The sequence below is a fragment of the Amycolatopsis sp. NBC_00345 genome, assembly GCF_036116635.1.
Taxonomy (GTDB): Bacteria; Actinomycetota; Actinomycetes; order Mycobacteriales; family Pseudonocardiaceae; genus Amycolatopsis.
In genome coordinates this window covers 4,907,991-4,932,366 of sequence record NZ_CP107995.1, presented here as the reverse complement: position 1 = coordinate 4,932,366, position 24,376 = coordinate 4,907,991, and the positions used below count along the sequence as shown (strand labels likewise).

The following is a 24,376-nucleotide window of genomic DNA, read 5'->3' as shown; positions in this document are numbered from 1 at the left end:
AGAATTGTGGCGTTATGACAAGTTTTTCCCCACCTTCGTCGGGCGTTCCCCCGGCGGCCCGGTGGTACCGCGCACGACGAGTTTGGGGTCGAGCACCATCTCGCCCGGGGCGACGGTGCTGTCGTCGAGCCGGGTGATGGCCGCGCGGACCGCGTGTTCGGCGAGGCTGTCGGCGTCCTGGCGGACGGTGGTGAGGTCGATGTGGGAGAAGTGCGACAGGTGGCTGTCGTCGTAGCCGACCACGGACAGGTCCTTCGGCGTGTCCAGCCCGGCGCGGCCGAGGGTGTGCATGAGCCCGATCGCGCAGCGGTCGTTGCTCGCGAAGACCGCTGTCGGCAGTTGCTTCTCCTCGAGCAGGAGCCGCCCGGCCGCCATTCCCGCGTCTTCGTTGTGCGCGCCGGGAATGACCCGGTCGGCCAGCTTGTGCCGCCGCATCGCCGCGCGGTACGCCCGCCGCCGGTCGGCTGAGCCGGGGTCCTTGCCGCCGTCGATGTGCACGATCTCGCGATGGCCCAGCTCGACGAGGTAGTCGATCGCCTGGCGGACGCCCTTGGTGTCGGCGGTGTGCACGCTGTCCACCCGCGCGCCGGGCAGCCGGCGCCCGATGACGGCGACCACCGTCCGGTGCCCGAGCTCGTCGAGATACCGGTAGTCGGACGTCGGGCCCAGCAGGATCAGCGCCTCGCAGCGGTGGCTGAGCAGGGCCTCGACCGACTTCGCCTCATCGCGGCCGGGCGCGCTCGCCGACAGCAGGACGTCGTAGCCGAGGCGCTCGGCCTCGGGGTAGATGCCTTCGACGAGATCGGCCTGGAACGGCTGGTGCACGGTCAGCACCACGCCCAGGGTGCGGCTGCGGCCCCGGGCGAGCAGGCGGGCGGCGTTGTCCGGGTGGTAGCCCAGCTCCTCGGCGGCGGCGAAGACGCGGTCGCGGGTTTCCTTGCTGGCGCCCGGCTGGTCGCGGAAAATGAGGGACACCAGCGCGCGGGAAACGCCTACCTTCGCGGCGACATCCGCCATGGTCGGGCGCGGTGCCCTGCCGTTCGGATCTGGTTCTCGCACTACCTGCGCTCGCTTCCCTCAGGGTGTGCCGGGCTTCGCCCCGGATTGTTCCAGGCTCTTGACACCAGCCGGTGAAGGCCAGCATAGTTCCGGCAACTAGAGCGCGCTAGTAGAGCGCGACAGTCAGAAGTCGGAGCGGTACCGCGACGAAGCGGAGGTGTGCACGTGGAACCCGAACGACCGTTCGAGGTGCTGACCATGGGCCGGACCGGGGTGGACATCTACCCCGAGCAGATCGGCGTCGGGCTGGAGGAGGTCACCTCATTCGGCAAGTTCCTCGGCGGCAGCCCGACCAACGTCGCCGTGGCGGCGGCCCGCTACGGACGCCGGTCGGCCGTCGTGACGAAGGTGGGCGCCGACCCGTTCGGCCGATTCGTCCGCCGGGCGCTGACGGGCTACGGCGTCGACGACCGGTTCGTGGGCGAGTCGCCCGGGCTGCCCACCCCGGTGACGTTCTGCGAGATCTTCCCGCCGGACGAGTTCCCGCTGTACTTCTACCGCGCGCCGAAGGCCCCGGACCTGGACATCCGCGTCGACGAGCTGGACCTCGACGCCGTGCGCGACGCGGACATCTTCTGGGTGACCGGCACCGGTCTGTGCGCGGAGCCGAGCCGTTCGGCGACCCTGGCCGCGCTCGAAGCCCGGGCGAAACGCGGCATCACCGTCCTGGACCTGGACTACCGGCCGATGTTCTGGGACTCCCGCGAGCAGGCCCGTGAATGGGTCGGCCGGGCCCTCGACCTCGTCACCGTGACCGCCGGCAATCTCGACGAGTGCGAGACCGCCGTCGGTGTCCGCGACCCGTATGAAGCCGCGAAAGCGTTGCGGGAAAAGGGCATTTCCCTCGCCGTGGTCAAGCAGGGTCCGCGCGGGGTGCTGGCCGTGGACGACGACGGCGCCGTCGAGGTGCCGCCCGTGCCGGTCACGGTCGTCAACGGTCTCGGCGCCGGTGACGCCTTCGGCGGCGCGCTCTGCCACGGCCTGCTGTCCCGGTGGAGCACCCGGCGGACCGTCGAGTTCGCCAACGCGGCGGGCGCGCACGTCGCGGGGGAGCTCGCGTGCTCCGACGCCATGCCCACCGAAGCCCAGGTTCTCGAGAAGCTCGAAGAGGTCACCAGTGTCTGAAACAGTCAGCCGGATCGTCACGACGCGGATCCAGGATCCGGGCGCGATCGCCGAAGCCGCCGCGCGCCGCGTCAAGGCGAAGTCCGTGCTGGGTGACAACGGCCGGGCGATGGTCATCGCCGCCGACCACCCGGCGCGGGGCGCGAACGCCGTCGGGGGCGACCCGTCGGCGATGGCCGACCGTGGTGAGCTGCTGGACCGGCTGTGCGTCGCGCTGGAGCGGCCCGGCGTGACCGGGGTGCTCGGCACCGCGGACATCCTCGAAGACCTGCTGCTGCTCGGCGTGCTGGACGGCAAGAGCGTGTTCGGCTCGATGAACCGCGGCGGCCTCGCGGGGTCGTCCTTCGAGATCGACGACCGCTTCACCGGCTACGACGCCGAGGCCATCGCCGCCATGGGGTTCGACGGGGGCAAGATGCTCACGCGCATCGCGCTCGACGACCCGGCTACCGCGTCGGTGCTGGAGAATTCCGCGCGGGCGGTGGACGAGCTGAACGACCGTGAGCTGATCGCCATGGTCGAGCCGTTCCTGTCGCATTGGGCCGACGGCCGGGTCCGCAACGACCTGACCCCGGACGCGGTGATCAAGTCGATCACCATCGCGTCGGGCCTGGGCCGGCGCACCGCGCGCACCTGGCTCAAACTGCCGGTGGTGGACGACATGGAGCGCGTGCTGGCCTCGTCGACGCTGCCGGTGCTGCTGCTCGGTGGTGAGGTCAAGGACGCCGACGCCGCCTTCACTGCTTGGCAGCGGGCGCTCGCGTTGCCGACCGTGCAAGGCCTGGTGGTCGGCCGTTCGCTGCTGTACCCGGCCAACGGCGGCGTCGCCGGCGCGGTCGACCGGGCGGTGAGCCTGCTGTGAGCAAGCTTCATCTGGTCAACGGGTCCACTATGGATGGTCCTTTCGCGACGGTCGTGACACCCGAGTCGGCGGGCTGGGGCTATTCCGGGCTGCGGGTGGTGGAACTGCCTTCCGGCGGCTCGGTGAAGATCGTCACCGGCGGCGCCGAGCACCTGGTCCTGCCCCTGTCCGGCGGCTGCCGCGTCACCTGCGACGGCGAGTCCTTCGAGCTGACCGGCCGCACCGGGGTCTTCGCCGGGCCGACCGACTTCGCCTACCTGCCACGAGACGCCGAAGCGACCATCACCAGCGACGGCGGTGGCCGGTTCGCCCTGCCGTCGGCGCGTTGCGAAGAAAGGCTGCCCGCACGGTACGGGCCGGTCGGGAACGTGCCCACTGAGCTGCGCGGCGCGGGGAACTGCAGCCGCCAGGTCAACAACTACTGCCTGCCGCAAACCTTCGACGCCGACCAGCTGCTGGTCTGTGAGGTACTGACGCCTGGCGGCAACTGGTCGTCATATCCGCCGCACAAGCACGACGAGGCCCGCGACGGCGAAAGCGAGCTCGAAGAGATCTACTACTTCGAGGTCGCCCAGGACGGCATGGGCTACCAACGGGTCTACGGCACGGACGACCGGCCGATCGACGTGCTCGCCGAGGTCCGCTCCGGCGACGTGGTGCTCATCCCGCACGGCTGGCACGGGCCGTCCATGGCCGCGCCGGGTTACGACCTGTACTACCTCAACGTGATGGCCGGGCCAGGCACGGACCGTGCCTGGCTCATCTGCGACGACCCGGCCCACGGCTGGGTCCGGCAGAGCTGGGAAGGCCAGGCCGCCGACGCGCGGCTGCCGTTCGGGGGACCGCGATGAGGCTCACCACCGCCCAGGCCCTCGTGCGTTTCCTGGCGAATCAGTACAGCGAGCGGGACGGCGTCGAGCAGCGGCTCATCCCGGGCTGTTTCGGCATCTTCGGGCACGGCAACGTCGCCGGCGTCGGCCAGGCCCTGCTCCAAGCGGCCGAGACCGGTGAAGCGGACCTGCCGTACTACCTGGCGCGCAACGAGCAGGGCATGGTCCACGCGGCGGCCGCCTACGCCAAGACCCGCGACCGGCTGGCGGCTTTCGCCTGCACGGCGTCCACCGGGCCCGGTTCGACCAACATGATCACCGGCGCCGCGCTGGCCACCACCAACCGGCTCCCGGTGCTGCTCCTGCCGAGCGACATGTTCGCCACCCGCGGCCCCGACCCGGTGCTGCAGCAGCTGGAGGACACCCGCGGCGGGGACGTGACGGTCAACGACGCCTTCCGCCCGGTGTCGAAGTACTTCGACCGGGTCACCCGCCCGGAACAGCTGGTCCCGGCCGCGCTCGCCGCGATGCGCGTGCTCACCGACCCGGCGGAGACCGGCGCGGTGACGCTGTGCCTGCCGCAGGACGTGCAGGCCGAGGCCTACGACTGGCCCGAGGAGTTCTTCCGCCGCCGCGTCTGGTCCATTGGCCGTCCGGTGCCCGAGCCCGCGGCACTGGACCGGGCCGTCGCCTTGCTGCGGACCGCGCGCAAGCCGCTGATCGTCGCGGGCGGGGGAGCGGTGTACTCGCAGGCGACCGAGCAGCTGCGGGCGTTCGCCGAGGCGACCGGCATCCCGGTCGCGGACACCCACGCGGGCAAGGGCGCGGTCCAGTGGGATCACCCGTGCGCCGTCGGCGGTCTCGGCTCGACCGGCACGGCGGCGGCGAACGCGCTGGCCGCCGAGGCGGACGTCGTGCTCGGCATCGGCACCCGGTACAGCGACTTCACCACCGCCAGCCACACCGTCTTCGGCAACCCGGACGTCGCGTTCGTGAACCTGAACGTCGCCCGGCTGGACGCGGTCAAGCACTCGGCGGTCCCGTTGATCGCCGACGCCAGGGCCGGCCTCGAGGCCCTGTCCGGAAAACTCGGCGGCTGGCAGGTCGACGAGGCCTACCGGACGCGTACGTGGCTGCTCGCCGAGGACTGGAAGCGGACCACCGACGCCTGTTTCGCCGGAGAACAGAGCACCGGCCGGCTGCCCGCGCAGACGGAGATCCTGGGCGCCCTGAACGACTTGGTCGACGACCGGGACGTGGTGATCAACGCGGCCGGATCGATGCCCGGCGACCTCCAGATGCTCTGGCGCGCCCGGGATCCCAAGGCGTACAACGTCGAATACGCCTACTCCTGCATGGGCTACGAGGTCGCGGCCGGGCTCGGCACCAAGCTGGCCGCGCCGGACCGTGAAGTGTTCGTGCTGGTCGGCGACGGCTCGTACCTGATGATGGCCCAGGAGATCGTCACGATGATCTCGGAGCGGCTCAAGGTGATCGTGGTGCTCGTGCAGAACCACGGGTTCGCTTCGATCGGCTCCCTGTCGGAATCCCTGGGCTCGCAACGCTTCGGCACCCAGTACCGCTATCGCGGCTCGGAAGGCCGGCTCGACGGCGGGGTGCTGCCGGTCGACCTGGCGGCCAACGCGGCCAGCCTCGGCGCCGACGTGCTCACCGCGTCCACCGTGGACGGGTTCCGCAGCGCCGTCGAGAAGGCCAAGGCCTCGACGCGGACCACTGTGGTGCACGTGGAGACCGATCTGTACGGCCCCAACCCGCCGGGATCCGGCTGGTGGGACGTCCCGGTGAGCGAAGTGTCCGAACTGGACAGCACCCGCCGGGCCCGCGAAGACTACGCGGCCGCCAAGCGCGGTCAGCGGCACTATCTCTAGGAGAACCGTGAAGACCATCGAACACTGGATCAACGGGGCCGCCACCACGGCGGGCTCGACCAGGACAGCCCCGGTCTGGAACCCCGCGACCGGTGCGCAACGGGCGAAGGTCCTGCTCGCCGAGACGTCCGATGTGGACACCGCGGTCGCCGCCGCGGGCAAGGCGTTCGAGGAGTGGGGCAGCGCCTCGCTCAGCCGGCGCTCGCGGGTGATGTTCGCCTTCCGCGAGCTGCTGGTGAAGCACGAGACCGAACTCGCGAAGCTGATCTCGGCCGAGCACGGCAAGGTGGTCGACGACGCGCGCGGTGAGATCGTCCGCGGCCGCGAGGTCGTCGAGTACGCCTGCGGCATCGCGGACGCGCTCAAGGGCGGCTACTCCGACCAGGTCTCGCGCGACGTGGACGTGTTCAGCTTCCGGCAGCCGCTGGGCGTGTGCGCGGGGATCACCCCGTTCAACTTCCCGATCATGGTGCCGCTGTGGATGCACCCGGTGGCCATCGCCACCGGCAACACCTTCGTGCTCAAGCCCAGCGAGCGCGACCCGTCGGCGTCGAACCTGGTCGCCGAGCTGTACGCCGAAGCCGGGCTTCCGGACGGTGTGTTCAACGTCGTGCACGGCGACAAGGTGGCGGTCGACGCGATCCTGGAGCACCCGGACATCGCCGCGGTGTCCTTTGTGGGCTCCACCCCGATCGCGAAGTACGTCCACGAGCGGGCCACCGCGACCGGCAAGCGCGTCCAGGCCCTCGGCGGGGCGAAGAACCACGCGGTGGTGCTGCCCGACGCCGACCTGGAGTACGCCGTCAACCACCTCACCGCCGCCGCGTTCGGCTCGGCGGGGCAGCGGTGCATGGCGATCTCGGTGGCCGTCGCGGTCGGCGACGCCGCGGACGCGCTGGTCGCCGCGCTGGCCCGCAAGGCCCGCGAGGTCAAGGTCGGCCCCGGCGACGACCCGTCGAGCGAGATGGGCCCGGTGGTCACCGGCGCCGCGAAACAGCGCGTCGAGAACGCTGTCGTGAGCGCGGCCGAGCAGGGCGCCACGGTTGTCGTCGACGGGCGCGGGCTGACCGTCGAGGGCCACGAGGGAGGCTTCTTCACCGGACCGTCCCTTGTGGACAACGTGCGCCCGGCGATGGACGTCTATCGCGAGGAGATCTTCGGCCCGGTCCTCGCGATCGTGCGGGCGGAGTCGATCGACGAGGCCATCGCGCTGATCAACGACAACCCCTACGGCAACGGCACCGCGCTGTTCACCGCCAGTGGTGAAGCCGCACGCCGGTTCCAGCGCGAGGTCACGGTCGGGATGATCGGCGTCAACGTGCCGATCCCGGTCCCGATGTCGTACTACTCCTTCGGCGGCTGGAAGGACTCCCTGATCGGGGACAGCCCGATCCACGGGCCCGAGGGCGTCCGGTTCTACACCCGGCCCAAGGTCGTGACCACGCGCTGGCCCCAGGTCGCGCAGTCGGTCGAAGCCGCGTTCACTTTCCCTACCTCGCACTAGAGAGGATTCACCAGTGACAACGACGTCCGAACCCCGCACCGTAGCCGGGAACCTCTGCCTCGGCACCGCCCCGGACTCCTGGGGCATCTGGTTTCCCGAGGACGCGCACCAGGTTCCGTTCACCCGGTTCCTGGACGAGCTCGTGGCCGCCGGGTACAGCTGGCTCGAACTCGGCCCCTACGGCTACCTGCCCACCGACCCGAAGCGGCTCGCCGAGGAGGTCGCCGCCCGCGGCCTGAAGGTCTCCGGCGGCACCACTTTCGGCGCGCTGCACCGGCCGCAGGAGTGGGACGAGATGCTCGCCGCGACCCGCGAGGTCGCCGCGCTGACCGCGGCGGCGGGAGCGCACCACCTGGTGTTCATCCCGCCGATGTACCGCGACGAGAAGACCGGCGACTTCACCGAAGGCCCCGAGCTGACCGCCGAACAGTGGAACTCCTTCGGCGGCCGCGCCAACGAGCTGGGGAAGATCCTGCTGGAGGACTACGACGTCCGGCTGTGCCTGCACCCGCACGCGGACAGCCACATCCAGACCCAGCCCGAGATCGAGCGGTTCCTCAACGAGACCGACTCCCGCTACGCCAACCTGTGCCTCGACACCGGGCACGTGGCCTACGGCGGTGGTGACAACCTCGATCTGATCCGCCGGTTCGGCGAACGCGTCGGCTACGTCCACATCAAACAGATGGACCCGGACGTGCTGAAGCAGGTCAGTGCGGAGGGGCTGTCGTTCGGCGAAGCCGTGAAACGCGGCGTGTGCGTCGAACCGCCCGCCGGGGTGCCCGACCCCGCGTCGATCGTCGAGGAACTGTCCACACTGGACGCCGAACTGTTCGTCATCGTCGAGCAGGACCTGTACCCGTGCGCGCCGGACGTCCCGCTGCCGATCGCGGTGCGGACCCGCGAATACCTGTCGGGGTGCGGCCTCTCGGGCAGCCGCCGGCCCGCCCTCTGACACCGAAGACGCCACTGGATCCACGGGGAAAGACGACGATCCGCGTCAGTGGGGACTGGCGCACCACTCCTGCACCGGGAGCACAACCATGACAGACGTCCAGGCAACGAAGCCGCCGGCGGTTCCACTCGACAGCAAAGGCCCGCATTCGCGCAGGCTGCGGATGGTCACCATCATCGCCACCTTCGGCGGGCTGCTCTTCGGTTACGACACCGGAGTGATCAACGGCGCGCTGCCGTACATGAAGACCGACCTGGGGCTCACGCCGTTCACCGAGGGCCTGGTCACCAGTTCCCTGCTGCTCGGCGCGGCGCTGGGCGCGGTCGTCGGCGGGCGCCTGTCCGACCGGCGGGGCCGCCGCAAGAACATCCTGATGCTCGCCGTGATCTTCTTCCTCGGCACCCTCGGCTGCACGCTGGCGCCGACCACGGCCGTGATGGTCGCCGCCCGTTTCCTGCTGGGGCTGGCCGTCGGCGGCGCGTCGGTCACCGTGCCGACCTACCTCGCCGAGGTCTCGCCGACCGAACGGCGCGGGCGGCTGGTCACCCAGAACGAGCTGATGATCGTCACCGGCCAGCTGCTCGCGTTCACCTTCAACGCGATCATCGGCAACGCCTTCGGGGAGGACGGCGGCGTCTGGCGGTGGATGCTGGTCATCGCCACCGTGCCCGCGGTGGTGCTCTGGTTCGGCATGCTGACCATGCCGGAGAGCCCCCGCTGGCTGGCGTCGAAGGGCCGGTTCCCCGAAGCGCTGTCGGTACTCAAGCAGGTCCGCTCCGCCCAGCGGGCCGAGGCCGAGCTCGCCGAGGTCCGGCGGCTCGCGATGGAGGACAAAAAAGCGCAGACCGGCGGCCTGCGCGACCTCGCGACGCCGTGGATCCGGCGGCTCGTGCTGGTGGGCATCGGGATCGCGATCGTGCAGCAGATCACCGGCGTCAACTCGATCATGTACTACGGCACGCAGATCCTCACCGACGCGGGGTTCTCCGCCGACTCCGCGCTGACCGCGAACATCGCCAACGGGGTGATCTCGGTGCTGGCCACGTTCGTCGGGATCTACCTGCTGGGCCGGGTGAACCGGCGGCCGATGCTGATGGTCGGGCAGGTCGGCACGACCAGCGCGTTGCTGCTGATCGGCGTGTTCTCGCTGGCGCTGCCGGCGGGGGAGGGCCGCGCCTACGTCGTGCTCGCGCTGACCGTCACGTTCCTGGCCTTCCAGCAGGGCGCGATCTCGCCGGTGACCTGGCTGATGCTGTCGGAGATCTTCCCGCTCAAGCTGCGCGGGTTCGGCATGGGCATCGCCGGGCTGGTGCTGTGGCTGACCAACTTCGCGGTCGGCCTGACGTTCCCGATCCTGGTCGACGCGCTGCACATCTCGAACACCTTCTTCATCTTCGTGGTGCTCGGCGTGCTGGCGATCAGCTTCGTGGCGAAGTACGTCCCGGAGACCCGCGGCCGTTCGCTCGAAGCCCTCGAAACCGAACTGCACACCAGGTTCACCCACCCCGAGCTGGCCGCTGCCGCGCCGGAAGGAAAGTAGCCATGGCGATCCTCGTGGCCGTGACCGATTCCGGCGAAGGAGCGGTCGCCCTCGACCGGGCCGTCGCGGAGGCCGCGTTACGCGGTACTGGGCTGATCGTGGCCAACCTGCGGCTGGGACCGCTCCGGATCCCGGCCGGGCTCGACGTCGAGGTGATCGAGCGCAAGCCGAACATCGACGTCGCCGAGCACGTGCTGCAGCTGCTCGACGAGCGCGAGGGCGAGGTCGAGCTGCTGGTCATCGGCATGAAACGACGTTCGCCCGTGGGCAAGCTCGTGCTGGGCAGCCTCGCCCAGCGCCTGCTGCTGCAGGCCGGCGTTCCCGTACTGGCCGTCAAGACGGCCGAGAACTAGAGAGGAGTGCCTCCCGTGACCGTACGTGTGGGAGTGATCGGCGCCGGGATGATCGGCCAGGACCACATCCGCCGGCTGACCGACGTGGTCACCGGGGCCGAGGTGGTCGCGGTGACGGACCTCGACGCCGCCAGGGCGGCCGAGGTCGCCGGGCCGGTGGGCGCGCGTGTCGCCACCTCCGGTGCCGACCTGATCGGACAGTCCGATGTGGACGCGGTGCTGGTGACCTCGTGGGGCCCGACGCACGCCGAGCACGTGCTGGCGGCGATCGCCGCGGGCAAACCGGTGTTCTGCGAGAAGCCGCTGGCCACCGAGGCCGACGACTGCCTGCGCATCGTCGAAGCCGAGATGGCCTACGGGCGCAGGCTCGTGCAGGTCGGCTTCATGCGCCGCTACGACACCGGCTACCGGGAACTGAAGAAGGTCATCGACGCGGGCGAGATCGGGACGCCGCTGATGGTGCACTGCGCGCACCGCAACGCGTCCGTGCCCGAGTCGTACCACTCGGCCATGGCCGCGCAGGACACCGCGGTGCACGAGATCGACGTGCTGCGCTGGCTGCTGGACGACGAGATCGTCTCGGTGCAGGTGCTCAGCCCGCGCCGGACGGGCAAGCGGTTCGAGCACCTGCAGGACCCGCAGATCATGCTGTTCGAGACCGCCGGGGGCGTGCGCATCGACCTTGAGGTGTTCGTCAACTGCCAGTACGGCTACGACATCCAGTGCGAGACCGTGGGGGAGGACGGCCTGGTCCGGCTGCCCGAGCCGGCTCGCGCGCTGGTCCGCGCCGGCGGGGCGACCCGCAGCGCGGTGCCGCAGGACTGGCGCGAGCGGTTCGTGTCCGCGTTCGACGTCGAGTTCCAGGAGTGGGTCGACGCGATCGCCGTCGGCGAGCCCACCGGACCGTCCGCCTGGGACGGTTACGCGGCCACGGTGATCTGCGACGTCACCGTCGAGGCCTTGAACAGCGGCCGGATCATCCCGGTCGCGATGAAGGACCGTCCCGCCTTCTACGCCGGAGGTGCCCGATGAAGATCGCCCTCGACCCCTACATGCTGCGGAAGCTGCCGGTGCCGGAGATGGTCGCCGTGGTGGCGGAGATCGGCTACGAGTACATCGAGCTCTCGCCCCGCGACGAGTTCATGCCGTTCTTCCAGCACCCGCGGGCCGACGACGAGCGGGTCGCCGAGCTGAAGAAAGCGTTGCGGGACAACGAGGTCCAGCTGTCCAGCGTGCTGCCGCTGTACAAGTGGTCCAGCCCGGACGAGGCCGAACGCCAGGCCGCGGTCCGCTACTGGAAGCGGATGATCGAGGTCACCGCGGAGCTGGGCTGCGAGCTGATGAACTCCGAGTTCAACGGCAGGCCGGAACGCGCGGCCGAGAGCGAAGCCGCGTTCTGGCGCTCGTTGGAGGAACTGCTGCCGGTGTTCGAGCGCGAAGGCATCGCCCTCAACCTCGAAGCCCACCCGGACGACTTCTGCGAGGTCAACGACCCGGCCGTGGACCTGGTCCGGGCGATCAACAAACCGTGGGTGAACTACCTGTACTGCGCGCCGCACACGTTCCACCTCTCCGGCGCCGACCCGGGCGCGGACATCGAGTCGATGCTGCGGTACGCCGGGCGCAAGCTCGCGCACCTGCACATCGCGGACTCGTTCAACCACAAGGGTTCCTCGGGCCTGCGGTACATCATGAACCCGCCGGGCACGCCCGCGAGGATCCACCAGCACCTCGACATCGGCCAGGGCGAGGTCGACTGGGACACCTTCTTCACCACGCTGCGCGACCTGAAGTTCGACGGCGTCGCCACGGTGTGCGTGTTCGCCTGGGAGGAACGGGCCGTGGAGTCCAGCCGGTTCATGCTCGACCGGGTGACCAAGGAACTCGTCCGGTGAAACTCGGCGTCTACACCGCGATCCTGCACGACCGCCCGCTGGGCGAGGCGCTCGACGTGATCGCCTCGCTCGGGCTGGCCGGCGCGGAGGTCAACGCGGGCGGTTTCCTGCCCTCCCCGCACCTGCCGGTGGACGAGCTGCTCGACGGCCGGCTGCCGCCCGGGGAGTACCTCGCGGAGTTCGTCCGGGCCGGAGTGGAGCTGACCGGGCTGAACGTCAACGGCAACGTACTGCACCCCGATTTGTCGGTCGGCGGCCCCGACACCGCCGACCTCCGCCGCGCGATCGAAGTCGCCGGGCTGCTCGGCGTCACCCGGGTCGTGGCGATGTCGGGACTGCCCGCGGCCGAACCCGGGGGCACGGTCCCGGTGTGGAACGTGGTGCCGTGGGACAGCGCCTACCTCGACTCGCTGGAGTACCAGTGGAACGAGGTCGCGGTGCCGTTCTGGCGCGAGATCGACGCCCTCGCCGTCGCCCACGGCGTGAAGGTGTGCCTGGAAATGCATCCGCACAACCTCGTGTTCAACCCGGCGACCCTGCGGCGGCTGGTCGAGCTCACCGGGGCGCGGGCGATCGGCGCGGAGCTGGACCCGAGTCACCTGTTCTGGCAGGGCATCGACCCGGTCGCCGCCGTCGAGGACCTCGGCGAGCTGGTTTTCCACGCCGCGGCGAAGGACACCCGGATCAACGACCGCGCCCGGGTCAACGGCGTGCTCGACGACCGCTTCACCCGCGTCGAACGGGATCCGGTGTCACTCGGCGGGCGCTACACGCTCAACGCCTGGCCCGCCGGGTCCAGCTGGGACTTCGTCGCGGTCGGCCGGGGGCACGACCAGGTCTTCTGGACCCGGTTCCTGCGGGCGCTGCGCCGGATCGACCCGGGGATGGCGGTCAACATCGAGCACGAGGACCTCGAACTCGGCACGCTCGAAGGCCTGGAAGTCGCCGCTCGTAACCTCCGGTCGGCCGGCATACCTCGGTAGCCTGCGTTCATGCCCAGCCGCACGCAGGAGCAACGCAGCGCCGACATGCGCAGGAGGCTGCTCGACGCGACGGTCGACTGCCTGGTCGACTACGGCTACACGGGCACGACGACGCCGCGCGTCGCCGAGCGCGCCGGCGTCACCCGAGGCGCGCAGGTACACCACTTCGGGACGAAGGCCGACCTGGTCACCGCCGCCATCCGGCACCTGGCCACCGAACGCACCAACGCGGCGTTCGCGGAGCTGGAGCGGCTCCGCGGTTCGGCCGACCCGGTCGGCACGGGCCTCGACCTGCTCTGGAAGATCCACCAGGGCCGGTTGTTCGTGGCCACCGTCGAGCTGTGGACCGCGGCCCGTTCGGATCCGGACCTGCGGGCGCAGCTCGGGCAGGTCGAGCCGCTGGTGACCGGGGCGCTGACGGAGTTCATGAACTCCCGGTTCGCCGACCTGGCCGCCTCGCCCGAATTCCGCCACTGGCTCTACACCGCGATGGACGTCATCCGGGGCATCTTGATCAGCGAAGTGGCGATGCCGGACGACAAGCTGGAGCAGCGCTGGGCGCGGGCCAAGGCGCATCTGCGGGTGCTGGCCGTCGAGCTGCCGCGCGCCGCTGCGCCACTCGAGAAGGCTTGATAAATACATTCAGGCCTGTATCTTTGTTGCCAACGCCTACCCAAGGGAGTGCCGCGGTGACGAAGAGGGTGTACGTCGTCGGTGTCGGGATGACGAAGTTCGAGAAGCCCGGCCGCCGTGAGGGCTGGGACTACCCGCAGATGGCGAAGGAGTCCGGCAGCAACGCGCTGGCCGACGCCGGGATCGCGTACGACCAGGTGGAGCAGGCCTACGTCGGGTACGTCTACGGCGAGTCAACCTCCGGTCAGCGTGTCGTCTACGAGCTGGGCCTGACCGGCATCCCGGTCGTCAACGTCAACAACAACTGCTCCACCGGCTCGACCGCGCTGTACCTCGCCGCGCAGGCGGTCAAGAGCGGGCAAGCCGACTGCGCGCTGGCGCTGGGCTTCGAGAAGATGAAACCCGGCTCGCTCGGCTCGACCTTCGACGACCGTGAGCAGCCCATGGGCAACCACATGCAGGCGCTCGCGGAGATCTCCGAGGTGCTGTTCCCGCCCGCGCCGTGGATGTTCGGCGCCGCCGGGCGTGAACACATGAAGGCGTACGGCACCACGGCCGAGCAGTTCGCGAAGATCGGCGAGAAGAACCACCGGCACTCGGTGAACAACCCGTACGCGCAGTTCCAGGACGCCTACACGCTCGACGACATCCTCGGCTCGCGGATGATCTACGACCCGCTGACCAAGCTCCAGTGCTCACCGACGTCGGACGGGTCCGGCGCGGCGATCCTGGCCAGCGCGGACTTCGTCGAGCGGCACGGGCTCGCCGGGCAGGCGGTGGAGATCGTCGGCCAGGCGATGACCACCGACTTCCAGTCCACTTTCGACGGAACCGCGAAGAACATCGTCGGGTACGACATGAGCAAGCAGGCCGCGCTCAAGGTGTACGACCAGTCCGGGCTCGGACCCGAGGACTTCCGGGTCATCGAGTTGCACGATTGCTTCTCCGCCAACGAATTGCTCACCTACGAGGCACTCGGCCTCTGCGCCGAGGGTGACGGCGGAAAGCTCGTCGACTCTGGCGACACCACCTACGGCGGCAAGTGGGTGGTCAACCCGTCCGGCGGGCTGATCTCCAAGGGGCACCCGCTCGGCGCGACCGGGCTCGCGCAGTGCGCCGAGCTGACCTGGCAGCTGCGCGGCACCGCCGACCGGCGCCAGGTGAGCGGCGTCGAAGCCGCCCTGCAGCACAACATCGGCCTCGGCGGCGCCGCCGTCGTCACCGCCTACCAGCGCGCCGAGCGCTGAAGAACACCGCGCTGAAAACACCACGCCGAGAGCACAGGAGACAGTCATGGGCCAGATCAACGCGTCCGTCGAGCTTCCCGCCGCGCCTGCCAAGGTGTGGCAGGAGTTCTCCAACCCCAGCAACTTCGAGAAGTGGCTGACCATCCACACCAAGTGGAAGGGCGAGGTGCCGGCCGAGTTCTCCCAGGGCGCGCAGGTGTCCGAGGTCGTCACGATGCTGGGCATGCCGAACACGATCACCTGGACCGTCGACGAGTTCCAGGCACCGGCGAAGCTGGTCATCTCGGGCACCGGCATGGCCGGGGTGAAGGTCAGCTTCGCGCTCTCGGTCGAGGCGGACGGCGACGGTGCCAGGGCGACGATCGACGCGGAGTTCTCGGGCCAGATGATCGTCGGCGCCCTGGGCAAGGCCGTCGAGAAGGACGGCAAGAAGAACCTCGACGCGTCGCTGGAGAAGTTCAAAGAGCTGATCGGGGCCTGACGTGACCGAGGAGAGGTTCGATCCCGCGGGGCTGGGCAAATGGACCGATGAGAGCCGGTTCGAGGTCACCCGCGAACGGCTCGCCGAGTACGCGGCCGCGACCAACGACCCGATCCCGGCCCACGTCGCCGGAGACGTCGCGAGCCCGGTTTTCGCGATCGTGCCGGTGTTCGAGTCGCTGCTGGAGCCCGCGCTGGAGGTCGTGCCGACCGGGCTGTTCGGCCGGGTCCTGCACGGGATGCAGGACTTCCGGTTCCACCGCCCGATCAGGCCCGGTGACAAGCTCGTCTCGCGCGGCAAGATGACCGGGTACGAAGGCCTGCCCAACGGGTCGCGGGCGGCGGTCTACCTCGAAAGCCGCACCGAGGACGGCGAACTCGTCAACGAGCAGTACGTGACGTTTTTCGTCCGCGGCTTCGACACCGGCGAGACGCGCGGCGAGCTGGCCCCGGGGCACAAGTTCGACGAGTCGTTGCGCGCGCGGCCACCGGTGGCGAAGACCGTCCAGCACGTCGACGACGACCAGACGTACCGCTACGGGCCGGCCGCGGGCGACCCGATGCCGATCCACCTCGACCCCGAGGTCGCGAAGGACTCCGGGCTGCCGGGGATCATCGCGCACGGACTGTGTGTCATGGCGTTCACGTCGTGGGCGGTGCTGACCGAGGTCGGCGAGTCCGATGTGGACAAAATGAAGCGGCTTGCCGTGCGGTTCGCCAAGCCGGTGCTGCCCGGCCAGGATCTCAGCACCGAGATCCGGCGCGCCGGCGACGCGGCGTATGCGTTCGAAACCACCGTTGGCGACACCGTCGTCCTCAAAGACGGCCTCGCCGAGTTCGTGAGCTAAGGAGCGAAAACCCATGGGAGCACTTGACGGGCGGGTGGCCGTCATCACCGGTGCCGGCCGCGGGATCGGCCGGGAGCACGCGCTGCTGTTCGCGAAAGAGGGCGCGAGCGTGGTCGTCAACGACCTCGGGGGCGCCAACGACGGCAGCGGCTCGGATGCCGGGCCCGCGCAGGAAGTCGTCGACGAAATCCGGGCCGCCGGCGGCAAAGCCGTGGCCAATACCGGCAACGTCGCCAGCTGGGCGGGTGCGGCCGGGCTGATCGAGCAGGCTGTCGAGGCCTTCGGGCGGCTGGACGTCGTGGTGAACAACGCGGGCATTCTGCGCGACGCGTTCCTCGCGACTCTCGAAGAGTCACAGTGGGACTCGGTGATCAACGTGCACCTCAAGGGCCATGCCGCGGTGCTGCACCACGCCGCGGTGTATTGGAAGGCGCGCAGCAAGGCCGGCGAGCAGGTCGCCGGAGCGGTGATCAACACCGCGTCGGCGTCCGGTGTCACGTTGCCCAACGCCGGTCAGGCCAACTACGGCGCCGCGAAGGCGGGTATCGCCGCGCTGACGCTCGTCGCCGCGGAGGAGCTTGAACGCTATGGCGTGCGGGTGAACGCGATCGCGCCGATCGCCCGCACACGGCTGACGCTGGCCACCCCGGGCATGGGCGCGATCTTCGCCCAGGAGGTCGAGGAAGGCGAATTCGACGCGTTCTCCCCGGCGAACATCTCACCGCTGGTGGCCTACCTCGCGACCGAGAAGTGCGCGCTGACCGGCAAGGTGTTCGCGGTGCAGGGCGGCGCGATCTCCGAACTCGCCGGCTGGCACGACGTCAAGGTCATCGAGACCGAGGGACCGTGGGGCATCGACGACATCGCCGGGCGGCTGCCGTGATCGAATGGTCCGAGACCGAGCTGCTGATCCGGGACTCGATCCGCGAGTTCGTCGACAAAGAGATCCGGCCGCGCCTCGACGACCTGGAGAGCGGCGAGCTGCCGCCGTACGACCTCATCCGGAAGCTGTTCCGCTCGTTCGGCCTCGACGTCCTGGCCGGGGAGGCCATCACCGGCCTGCTGGCCAAGCAGCGCAGGACCGAAGCCGCCATCGCGGCCGGCGAACCCCAGCCGGAGAAGAAGGAACGCCCGGGCGGCAGCGCGTTCGGCGGGCAGGAGTCGATGGCGGTCATCGCGATCAGCGAGCTGGCCGGGGTCAGCCTGGGGATCGTCGCGTCCATCGGGGTGAGCCTCGGGCTGACCGCGCAGACCATCCTGGCCAAGGGCACGCTGGCGCAGAAGGAACGGTGGCTGCCGGGGCTGGCGACGTTCGAGAAGGTCGGTGCCTGGGCGATCACCGAGCCGGACTCGGGCTCGGACGCGTTCGGCGGGATGAAGACCTACGTCCGGCGCGACGGTGACGGCTATGTCCTCAACGGACAGAAGACGTTCATCACCAACGGCCCGTACGCGGACACGACGGTCGTCTACGCCAAGCTCGACGAGGGCGACGGCGTGGACCGGCGCGACCGCAAGGTGCTGACCTTCGTGCTGGACCAGGGCATGGCCGGTTTCGCCCAGGGCAAGCCGTTCAAGAAGATGGGCATGATGTCCTCGCCCACCGGCGAGCTGTTCTTCGACAACGTCAAGCTCGGCCGGGACCGGCTGCTCGGTGAGGCCGAACCGGAGGCGGGCGGTGACAGCCGGGCCGAAGTGAAGTCCGGGTTCGCCGCCGAGCGGATGGGCGTCGCGGTGCTGTCGCTCGGGATCATCAACGAGTGCCACCGGCTTTCGGTCGAGTACGCGAAGAGCCGCAAGCTGTGGGGCCAGGAGATCGGGCGTTTCCAGCTGATCCAGCTGAAACTGGCGAAGATGGAGGTGGCGCGGGTCAACGTGCAGAACATGGTCTTCTCCACCATCGAGAAACTGCGCGCGGGCAAGCTCCCGTCACTGGCCGAGGCGTCGGCGATGAAGCTGTACTCCTCGGAGGCGGCCACCGAGGTCGCGATGGAGGCGGTGCAGTTGTTCGGTGGCAACGGATACATGGCCGAGTACCGCGTCGAGCAGCTCGCGCGGGACGCGAAGTCGTTGATGATCTACGCGGGCAGCAACGAGATCCAGGTGACCCACATCGCGAAGGGACTGCTGAACGGGTGATCGCCGGGGTTCACCGTCGTCCGGCGGTCGCTTCGATCAGTTCGTAGGCCAGGTCGAAGCGGACGCCGTCGGGATTGGTCAGTCCCTTGTCGTCGTACCAGGATTCGTCGGCCTCCGGGTGGGGGCCGCTCACTCCGACCCGGCCCTTACCGTAGGGGGTGACGACCACGGCGGCCCTTCCGTCGGGGTAGGTCGCCAGGACGGTGGCGTCGGCGTCGTTGTCCAGGGCGAAAGCGGGCCCGTCCTGGAAGTACATGTGCCGCGGCCGGCCCTGCCAGGTCACCGCCACCACGGTGTCGCGGTCGTCGGGGACGGAGGCACCGGGGGTGCCGGCGTACCCGGTGGTGTCGCCGGGCAGCAGGTCGAAGCCCGGACTGCGGCCGGCCAGGTAGGCGCCGAAACACAGGCCCAGGTAGCTGCCGCCGTTTCGGACCCAGTCGCGGACCACCTCGGCGGAGCCGCTCAGGTGCTGCCAGGTCCCTTCGAGGTCGGCGCCGCCGCCGGGCTGGACGTACAGGTCGGCCTCGGCCAGAGCGGCGGCGGTCGGGGCGCCGTCGACGAACTTGACCTGGTACGGCCGCGGTGCCTGACGCAGGAGGGTGGCGATCGTCGGCGCGCAGGCGGTGCAGCCCTGCGGGCCGTTGTAGACCAGCGCGAGGGGCGGCCGGGCGCTCGGCTGGCCGGCAGGCTGGCCGGTAGCGGGCTGGGCGCAGCCGGCCGCCAGCAGGGCGGCAACCGGGAGGGCGCCGAACAGCAGCCGGCGCCGGTTCAGCACGGACGGGCGGGGGTTGATGCTCGGGTCCGTGCCGGGCATGGTTGCTCTCTCCTGTTCTTCCCGGTCCGCCGATGGGCTGGGAAGGAAGCTTTCGGGGGCAATGTCCATCTTGCCAGCTTCGCTTCCCCAGCGCCCTGTTGGCTGCGACACGGCCACGGCCACGCTCCCAGGTCCGGGAAAATGGCGAGCGCACCGACACCGCGTCAACCGCACACGGGCTATTGCGCGATCAGGTATTCGCTGTTCGCCACGTTCCAGTGCGTGGCGAGGTAGTTGTCTTGTGACGGGTTGGTGTTGAAGTAGTCGTCGCCGTTGCAGTCGATCTGGTTCTCCGGCGCGCCTTCGCAGACTTTCACGAGGCCGCCCGGCGGGTTCGGGATGCCGCCGTCGTCGTAGCACATGATGTCCTCGTCGTCCCAGCAATGCCCGTTGCTGGTGGCGTGCGGTGCGCTGGACTGCACCGCGCCGAGGGTGTGCAGCAGCTCGTGCCCGCTGGCCTCCCACGACCAGCAGCCGGTGCCGACCGTCGCGTAGTGCGGTCCCGCGTTGTACGGGTTGTCCGCGCCGGGACGGTCGTCGCCGCCGTTGCCGAAGGCCAGGCCACAGCCGTCCTTGTCGTACCAGACGAGGTACTTGCGGTCGGCGTGGTCGTAGCCCTGTGCCGTGATCGCGTCGGTGATCGTGTCCACAGTGTCCATTGCGGACGGGTCGATCGCCACGTCGTCGACGGTGGCGCGGCAGTCGCCGCCGGTCGTGAAACGGACGTGCCGGGTTCCGCCGCCGAGCCGCCCCGCCGCCTCGGCGAAGTCGTCGTCGATCTGGTCGGCGAAGGTGCGGAACTGCTCGACCAGCTCGTCGTGCCGGTCCGGCTGGTCCGTGCTGTGCACGTAGAGCGGTCGCACCTTTGATCACGAGCTACCGCCCTTCTTCGTTCCGCACCTCGGGCCGGGTCAGACGCCGGGGTGGAAGGTCACCGTGAAGCCGCTGCATCCGCGGCACTGCCGGACGGTCTGGTTGCCTCCCTCGGTGTCCTGTTTGGACCATGCGTACGCCTTCGGGCAGTGGCTGGAAATCGCGTCGCTGTAGGGGGTCTTGGCGTCGCGGTTCGGGCTGGTGCACAGCACCGGCTTGCCGCTGCCGTCCTTGGTCAGGTTCTCCGGCGGGCAGTACTGCAGCAGCGGATCCGGGCAGCCGACGGGTTCGCATTCGGCGCTCGGTGAGCGGGCGCCGCCGCCGGCGGGATCGATCGTGATGGGCAGCGACACCGCGTTCACATAGCTCACGTCGTACCAGGGGGCCAGCTGGTCCTGGGGGTCGAAGTTGAATTCGGCCAGGCTCGCCGGCTGCTCACCGGTGGCGCACCCGCCGGCGTCCGGCCCGCAGTCGCCGATCGCGCAGTGGAACGAACTGCCGGAATCGCCGGTGCAGCCCTGCCGGCCGAAGAACTTGCCCCGCCAGTGCTGATCGGCGGCCGGCACGGTGACCGTGGCCTGCTGGCCGTCCTCGATGACCGGCAGTCCGCTCAGGTTCTCCGAGCCGTCGGCGTTGACCGTGCTGCCGATCCAGAGCGTTTCGCCGCTCTGGTTGACGAAGGTGACGGTGGGACCGTCCGCGGCGATCGCCGTCGTGCCGGCCGACGCTCCGCTTGCGGCCATCAGCGCGGCGGCCGCGAGGGCGGCCAGCGCCGGGAAGAGGGCTCTGCGCATCGCTGTTCCTCCGGGTCCGGGACTGGGGTACGGGGAAAGTGTCGCCGCGGCGGCGGGATCCGTCTTTACGGTCCGGCCGCACATTTCCGGCGAACCGCGGCGAGACAGACAACCGGTCAGGCAGTGCCGCAAGTATTGACGAATCCGGCACTGTCCCTATTGTCGAAAACAGTGTGGGCGGCACACCGGCTCAGCGGACCTTCCCCGCCGCCCCGCTCGGGAGTGTTTCCGCTGTGTCGTCCTGTCTTTCGCGGCCCGGGAAATCCGGTCCGACCACGGCATCGCCGCCCGGCTCGTGCCCGGCGCGGCGGGCGATCGTGCTGGCCCGCGCCGGCCGGGACCCGGCGGTCGCGGTCCACCAGGCCGAGCTGGCGCTGGCCGACCCCGGCTGCGTCCGGCGGCCCGGCTGTGTCCTCGACGCGCTCACCACCCTGGTGCTGGCCGGGGAGCTGACCACCGCCGACCGCGCGGTGGCCCGGCTCGGCCACTGCGACCACCCGGACCGCGAAGTGCTCGACCGGGGCACGCTCATCCGCGCCCGCACCGCCCGGTGGCGTGGTGATCTGGACACTGCGGGAGAGCTCTACGACCACCTCCGGCACCGGCCGATCGGGCCGGCACTGCACCCGGTGATCGTGGCCGAAACCGCCGAACTGCTGGTCAGCCGCGGTCGGCCGGCCGAAGCGGGCGCGCTGCTCGCCGAGCCGGGCAGCGACGTCCGGAACGGGCCGGAGCTGCGGTGCGCCCGTGGGCTGATCGCGATGGCGGACGGGAACTTCCGCGCCGCGCTGGCCGAGCACCTGGCCGCCGGGCGGCAGTTCACCGCGCACGGGGTGGTCAATCCCGCGGTGTCCCCGTGGCGGCGGCGGGCGGCGTGGTGCGCCCGTGCCGGTGGTGACGCGGAACTGGCGGCGGAGCTGGCCCGTAAGGAGCACGAAGCCGCGCTGGCCTGGGGCGAACCCAGGGTGGTGGGGGAGGCGCTGGCCGCCGTCGCGCTGCTGGCCGGCGACGGGCACGAGATCGACTTGCTCGGCGAGGCCGCCGAGCTGCTGGAAGTCGGCGAAGCGGCGATCGAGGCGGGCGAGGCCCGTTACGAACTCGGCCGGTGGCTGCTGCGGACCGGGCAGCGCGCGTTCGCCCGCGTGCAGTTCACCAAGGCCGCCGCGGGATTCCAGGGCGCCGGGAGCCGGCATCGCGCGGCGCGGGCCGAAGAGGCGTTGCGCGGGCTCGATCCGTGGCCCGGCGCGGCACTGACCCCGACCGAGCTGAAGGTCGCCTTTCTCGCCCTGGCCAACTTCCGCAACCAGGACATCGCGGCAAAGCAGTTCCTCGCCGTGCGCACGGTCGAGTTCCACCTTTCGCAGGTCTACCGCAAGCTCGGCGTGCGAGGTCGGGACGAACTCCGTTTCCACCTGCTCGATCAGGAATGGCTGCCGGCCGGGTGACCGACCACGGCCGACCATTTCCCTGGCGTGTGGGACAATCTTCCGGATAACTCCGCTTACCCGGATCCGGGAAGAAAACAACCGATTGCCGGGCAATTTCCGTGCCCGGATTACTCTGGGCCGGCCGTCACGCTAACGAGTGACATCGATGGTCGGATCCCGTTGCCCGCCTTCCTCGCGTGCGGGACGAACGCACTGGTCACGGCCGTGCGGCGGGCCAGTGCCGGACTCGCCGCTGGGCCACTTGGGTGAGCACGTCATTCGCGGGCCCCGTTGCCGATCTTCCCCGGGTTACGCCGGTCCTGCGGTGAAGGGGCACCATCATCGGCGAGAAGACGGTGAAACCTTGGCGCCAGTGAGGCAGAGGAGCATCTCTTGTCGTCGACGGGGAGGGAAAAGCCAGCGGGTGCCGGCCCGGCGTCCGGGCTGCCTTACGCACCGGGTGGCGCCGCCGCCGCGCGGGCTGCCGCCGCGGCGCCGCCCGAACGCGACCACGCGCTGCGCGCGACCGCGATGGCCAACAGCGGCGAGGACCGGGACCAGGTGATCCGCGAGGCAGTCTTCGTGCTGCGCTCGCCGGGCCGGCACGACGTGCTGTCTTTCTGGCACGCCGCGGTGGCGCTCGTGCACGCCGGGGAGACCGGCCTCGCCGGGGAGCACTGCGACCGGGTGCTTGCCGTGCGGGGCGCGGACACCGCCGGGGCGCTGGGGGAATTCGCCTTCGCGCTGCGGGGCCGGCTGGCCTGGCTGCGGGGCGATCCCGCCGCGGCGGCGGAAATCCTGGACCAGGCGCTCGAACGCGGTCCCGGACCGCGGCCGCGGGATCTGCTCGTGGCGTGGTCGACGGCCGCGCACGTCAGCCGGGGCGATCTCGACACGGCGTACCGCCGGATCCTCGACCACGTCTGCGGCGAGTCCTTCGCCCACAGCGAGGACAAGGCCGAACTGCTTGCAGCCCTGGGAGAACTGGAACTGGCGGCGGAACGCCACGACGTGGCCAGGACGGCGTTCCTCGAATGCGGCCGGCTGCTCACCGAGCGCGGGGTGCGGAATCCGGCCGTCGCCCCGTGGCGGTCCCGGGCCGCGTTGTGCGCCCGCGCGTCCGGACGGCACCGGCTGGCCTCGGTGCTCGCCGACCGTGAGCTGAGGCTGGCCCGCCGCTGGCCGGATCCGCGGACGCTCGGCGTGGCGATCCACGCGCACGCCGTGGTGCAGGGCCGGACCTCCGGCGAGGCCCGCGAAGCCGCGGACACGCTCGCCCGGGGCCCGGCCACGGAAGACCTGCTCCGTGCGCGCTACGACCTGGCGCACTTCCTCAGCGCCGAGCAGCAGTGCCCGCAGGCCGCCGCGATGCTCGGCGAGATACGGGATCTCGCCCGCAAGGCGGGTTACCCGGCCTGGGCCGCACGCGCGGAAACCGCGGTGCACCGGCTCGCCCGCCAAGCCGGCGACCGGCTGACCGGGCAGCAGCGCAAGATCGCGGAGCTGGCCCGGTCCGGGATGAGCAACCGCAGCATCGCCGAGCAGCAGTTCCTCACCGTGCGCACGGTGGAGTTCCACCTCTCGAGCGTCTACCGCAAGCTCGGTGTGGCCGGCCGGCGCGAGCTGGCCACCCTGCCCGTGCCGCTGCCCTGATCCGGCGGGACTACTGGATTTCCCAGTCCAGCTGGATGATCCCGAGGTTCGGGTCGGCCAGCTGGCCGAAGGCGGGCAGGCTCAGGTCGATCTTGGTGGGCTCGCAGGTCGGGCACTTGTCCTTGATCGGCACGGTGATCGTCGTGCCGTTGTAGGTGACCCGGATCGACTTGGTGCACAGCGGGTCGTTGTTCGGGTTCGGCGTGGTCCAGAGCGCGGCCGGTGCGGCGACCAGCATGTCCGTGCTCGCGTTGATCTGTGTTCCGCAGGCGCCGTAACCCGCGTCGGTGTAGTAGGTGGCGCTCCCGCTGGTGGCGGGGCTCGCGCCGGCGGTCCCGCCGACGGCGAGGGTGAGGGCGGCCGCGGACGCGACCGCGCCGGCGGCTTTCAGCAAGGTCTTCATGGTGGGGACCGGCCTTCTCGCAGGGGCGGTGGCGAGGTTCGGCCTCAGCATCCGGCCCCGCCCGGCCGGG

The 24,376-nt window shown here is 70.3% G+C and carries 24 protein-coding genes; 19 read left to right on the top strand and 5 right to left on the bottom strand.

The genetic code is table 11. The annotated features are described in order from the left end of the window. Positions 1-12: 12 nt before the first annotated feature. On the bottom strand, positions 13-1,017 hold the full coding sequence (locus tag OG943_RS21820; RefSeq protein WP_328611642.1) for a LacI family DNA-binding transcriptional regulator: 1,005 nt from the start codon (positions 1,015-1,017) through the stop codon (positions 13-15). 207 nt (positions 1,018-1,224) lie between these two features. Here OG943_RS21820 and iolC point away from each other — a divergent pair, with 207 nt between their 5' ends. Genes iolC through OG943_RS21735 form a run of 17 tightly spaced genes read left to right on the top strand, consistent with a single transcriptional unit; the run spans position 1,225 to position 18,342 of the window. Beyond that, the gene (gene iolC, locus OG943_RS21815; RefSeq protein ID WP_442874755.1) at positions 1,225-2,184 is read left to right on the top strand and encodes a 5-dehydro-2-deoxygluconokinase; all 960 of its coding nucleotides are present in this window, start codon (positions 1,225-1,227) and stop codon (positions 2,182-2,184) included. After that, positions 2,177-3,046 carry a Cgl0159 family (beta/alpha)8-fold protein gene (locus tag OG943_RS21810; protein WP_328611640.1) on the top strand — a complete coding sequence of 290 codons (870 nt, stop codon included), beginning with the start codon at positions 2,177-2,179 and terminating at the stop codon, positions 3,044-3,046. The genes iolC and OG943_RS21810 overlap by 8 nt, the downstream gene beginning before the upstream one ends. Beyond that, positions 3,043-3,897: a 5-deoxy-glucuronate isomerase gene (iolB, locus tag OG943_RS21805; protein ID WP_442874754.1), complete on the top strand. Its 855-nt coding sequence runs from the start codon at positions 3,043-3,045 to the stop codon at positions 3,895-3,897. Before OG943_RS21810 ends, iolB begins: the two co-directional genes overlap by 4 nt. Beyond that, the gene (gene iolD / locus OG943_RS21800; protein WP_328611639.1) at positions 3,894-5,765 is read left to right on the top strand and encodes a 3D-(3,5/4)-trihydroxycyclohexane-1,2-dione acylhydrolase (decyclizing); all 1,872 of its coding nucleotides are present in this window, start codon (positions 3,894-3,896) and stop codon (positions 5,763-5,765) included. The genes iolB and iolD overlap by 4 nt, the downstream gene beginning before the upstream one ends. Before the next feature lie 7 nt (positions 5,766-5,772). After that, complete coding sequence (locus tag OG943_RS21795) at positions 5,773-7,269, top strand: CoA-acylating methylmalonate-semialdehyde dehydrogenase (protein WP_328611638.1); 1,497 nt, start codon at positions 5,773-5,775, stop codon at positions 7,267-7,269. A 13-nt stretch (positions 7,270-7,282) separates the two neighbouring features. Then, on the top strand, positions 7,283-8,224 hold the full coding sequence (locus OG943_RS21790; RefSeq protein WP_328611637.1) for a TIM barrel protein: 942 nt from the start codon (positions 7,283-7,285) through the stop codon (positions 8,222-8,224). A gap of 55 nt (positions 8,225-8,279) precedes the next feature. Further along, on the top strand, positions 8,280-9,764 hold the full coding sequence (locus OG943_RS21785; RefSeq protein WP_328612124.1) for a sugar porter family MFS transporter: 1,485 nt from the start codon (positions 8,280-8,282) through the stop codon (positions 9,762-9,764). A gap of 2 nt (positions 9,765-9,766) precedes the next feature. Beyond that, positions 9,767-10,117, top strand: a complete 351-nt coding sequence (locus tag OG943_RS21780) for a universal stress protein (RefSeq protein ID WP_328611636.1) — start codon at positions 9,767-9,769, stop codon at positions 10,115-10,117. 15 nt (positions 10,118-10,132) lie between these two features. Beyond that, the gene (locus tag OG943_RS21775) at positions 10,133-11,149 is read left to right on the top strand and encodes a Gfo/Idh/MocA family oxidoreductase (protein WP_328611635.1); all 1,017 of its coding nucleotides are present in this window, start codon (positions 10,133-10,135) and stop codon (positions 11,147-11,149) included. Then, positions 11,146-12,012 carry a sugar phosphate isomerase/epimerase family protein gene (locus OG943_RS21770; protein WP_328611634.1) on the top strand — a complete coding sequence of 289 codons (867 nt, stop codon included), beginning with the start codon at positions 11,146-11,148 and terminating at the stop codon, positions 12,010-12,012. The genes OG943_RS21775 and OG943_RS21770 overlap by 4 nt, the downstream gene beginning before the upstream one ends. Continuing rightward, positions 12,009-12,995: a sugar phosphate isomerase/epimerase family protein gene (locus OG943_RS21765; protein WP_328611633.1), complete on the top strand. Its 987-nt coding sequence runs from the start codon at positions 12,009-12,011 to the stop codon at positions 12,993-12,995. Before OG943_RS21770 ends, OG943_RS21765 begins: the two co-directional genes overlap by 4 nt. A 9-nt stretch (positions 12,996-13,004) precedes the next feature. Next, entirely contained in the window at positions 13,005-13,628 is a 624-nt protein-coding gene (locus tag OG943_RS21760; protein WP_328611632.1) for a TetR/AcrR family transcriptional regulator, read from the top strand. Between the two features lie 56 nt (positions 13,629-13,684). After that, the gene (locus tag OG943_RS21755; protein WP_328611631.1) at positions 13,685-14,875 is read left to right on the top strand and encodes a lipid-transfer protein; all 1,191 of its coding nucleotides are present in this window, start codon (positions 13,685-13,687) and stop codon (positions 14,873-14,875) included. Positions 14,876-14,921: 46 nt separating this feature from the next. Beyond that, positions 14,922-15,356: a type II toxin-antitoxin system Rv0910 family toxin gene (locus OG943_RS21750; RefSeq protein WP_328611630.1), complete on the top strand. Its 435-nt coding sequence runs from the start codon at positions 14,922-14,924 to the stop codon at positions 15,354-15,356. Position 15,357: 1 nt separating this feature from the next. Continuing rightward, a complete protein-coding gene (locus OG943_RS21745) occupies positions 15,358-16,203 on the top strand; it encodes a MaoC/PaaZ C-terminal domain-containing protein (RefSeq protein WP_328611629.1) in 846 nt (281 codons plus the stop codon). Between the two features lie 13 nt (positions 16,204-16,216). Beyond that, positions 16,217-17,086 carry an SDR family oxidoreductase gene (locus OG943_RS21740; protein ID WP_328611628.1) on the top strand — a complete coding sequence of 290 codons (870 nt, stop codon included), beginning with the start codon at positions 16,217-16,219 and terminating at the stop codon, positions 17,084-17,086. Continuing rightward, positions 17,083-18,342: an acyl-CoA dehydrogenase family protein gene (locus tag OG943_RS21735; RefSeq protein WP_328611627.1), complete on the top strand. Its 1,260-nt coding sequence runs from the start codon at positions 17,083-17,085 to the stop codon at positions 18,340-18,342. Before OG943_RS21740 ends, OG943_RS21735 begins: the two co-directional genes overlap by 4 nt. 10 nt (positions 18,343-18,352) lie before the next feature. Here the strand turns inward: OG943_RS21735 and OG943_RS21730 are convergent, their stop codons facing one another. The 3 genes from OG943_RS21730 to OG943_RS21720 all read right to left on the bottom strand — a co-directional run bounded on the left by OG943_RS21730 (position 18,353) and on the right by OG943_RS21720 (position 20,823). Further along, positions 18,353-19,156, bottom strand: a complete 804-nt coding sequence (locus tag OG943_RS21730; protein ID WP_328611626.1) for a BPL-N domain-containing protein — start codon at positions 19,154-19,156, stop codon at positions 18,353-18,355. Between the two features lie 179 nt (positions 19,157-19,335). Next, positions 19,336-20,004 carry a hypothetical protein gene (locus OG943_RS21725; RefSeq protein WP_328611625.1) on the bottom strand — a complete coding sequence of 223 codons (669 nt, stop codon included), beginning with the start codon at positions 20,002-20,004 and terminating at the stop codon, positions 19,336-19,338. A gap of 63 nt (positions 20,005-20,067) precedes the next feature. After that, positions 20,068-20,823, bottom strand: coding sequence for a thaumatin family protein (locus tag OG943_RS21720; RefSeq protein ID WP_328611624.1), 756 nt, complete (start codon positions 20,821-20,823; stop codon positions 20,068-20,070). A 233-nt stretch (positions 20,824-21,056) separates the two neighbouring features. Here OG943_RS21720 and OG943_RS21715 point away from each other — a divergent pair, with 233 nt between their 5' ends. Both OG943_RS21715 and OG943_RS21710 read left to right on the top strand, forming a co-directional pair. Next, positions 21,057-22,268: a helix-turn-helix transcriptional regulator gene (locus OG943_RS21715; protein WP_328611623.1), complete on the top strand. Its 1,212-nt coding sequence runs from the start codon at positions 21,057-21,059 to the stop codon at positions 22,266-22,268. 375 nt (positions 22,269-22,643) lie between these two features. Continuing rightward, positions 22,644-23,903, top strand: a complete 1,260-nt coding sequence (locus OG943_RS21710) for a LuxR C-terminal-related transcriptional regulator (protein WP_328611622.1) — start codon at positions 22,644-22,646, stop codon at positions 23,901-23,903. 10 nt (positions 23,904-23,913) lie between these two features. On the opposite strand, the gene OG943_RS21705 is transcribed toward OG943_RS21710, so the two are convergent. Continuing rightward, complete coding sequence (locus OG943_RS21705; protein ID WP_328611621.1) at positions 23,914-24,306, bottom strand: cysteine/serine endopeptidase inhibitor; 393 nt, start codon at positions 24,304-24,306, stop codon at positions 23,914-23,916. Positions 24,307-24,376 lie beyond the last annotated feature (70 nt).

Bases quoted from the DNA above. Each gene is read 5' to 3' on its own strand.
- OG943_RS21820 (WP_328611642.1), bottom strand. From the start codon at position 1,017: ATGGCGGATGTCGCCGCGAAGGTAGGCGTTTCCCGCGCGCTGGTGTCC.
- iolD (WP_328611639.1), top strand. From the start codon at position 3,894: ATGAGGCTCACCACCGCCCAGGCCCTCGTGCGTTTCCTGGCGAATCAG.
- OG943_RS21780 (WP_328611636.1), top strand. From the start codon at position 9,767: ATGGCGATCCTCGTGGCCGTGACCGATTCCGGCGAAGGAGCGGTCGCC.
- OG943_RS21770 (WP_328611634.1), top strand. From the start codon at position 11,146: ATGAAGATCGCCCTCGACCCCTACATGCTGCGGAAGCTGCCGGTGCCG.
- OG943_RS21760 (WP_328611632.1), top strand. From the start codon at position 13,005: ATGCCCAGCCGCACGCAGGAGCAACGCAGCGCCGACATGCGCAGGAGG.
- OG943_RS21750 (WP_328611630.1), top strand. From the start codon at position 14,922: ATGGGCCAGATCAACGCGTCCGTCGAGCTTCCCGCCGCGCCTGCCAAG.
- OG943_RS21740 (WP_328611628.1), top strand. From the start codon at position 16,217: ATGGGAGCACTTGACGGGCGGGTGGCCGTCATCACCGGTGCCGGCCGC.
- OG943_RS21730 (WP_328611626.1), bottom strand. From the start codon at position 19,156: ATGCCCGGCACGGACCCGAGCATCAACCCCCGCCCGTCCGTGCTGAAC.
- OG943_RS21720 (WP_328611624.1), bottom strand. From the start codon at position 20,823: ATGCGCAGAGCCCTCTTCCCGGCGCTGGCCGCCCTCGCGGCCGCCGCG.
- OG943_RS21705 (WP_328611621.1), bottom strand. From the start codon at position 24,306: ATGAAGACCTTGCTGAAAGCCGCCGGCGCGGTCGCGTCCGCGGCCGCC.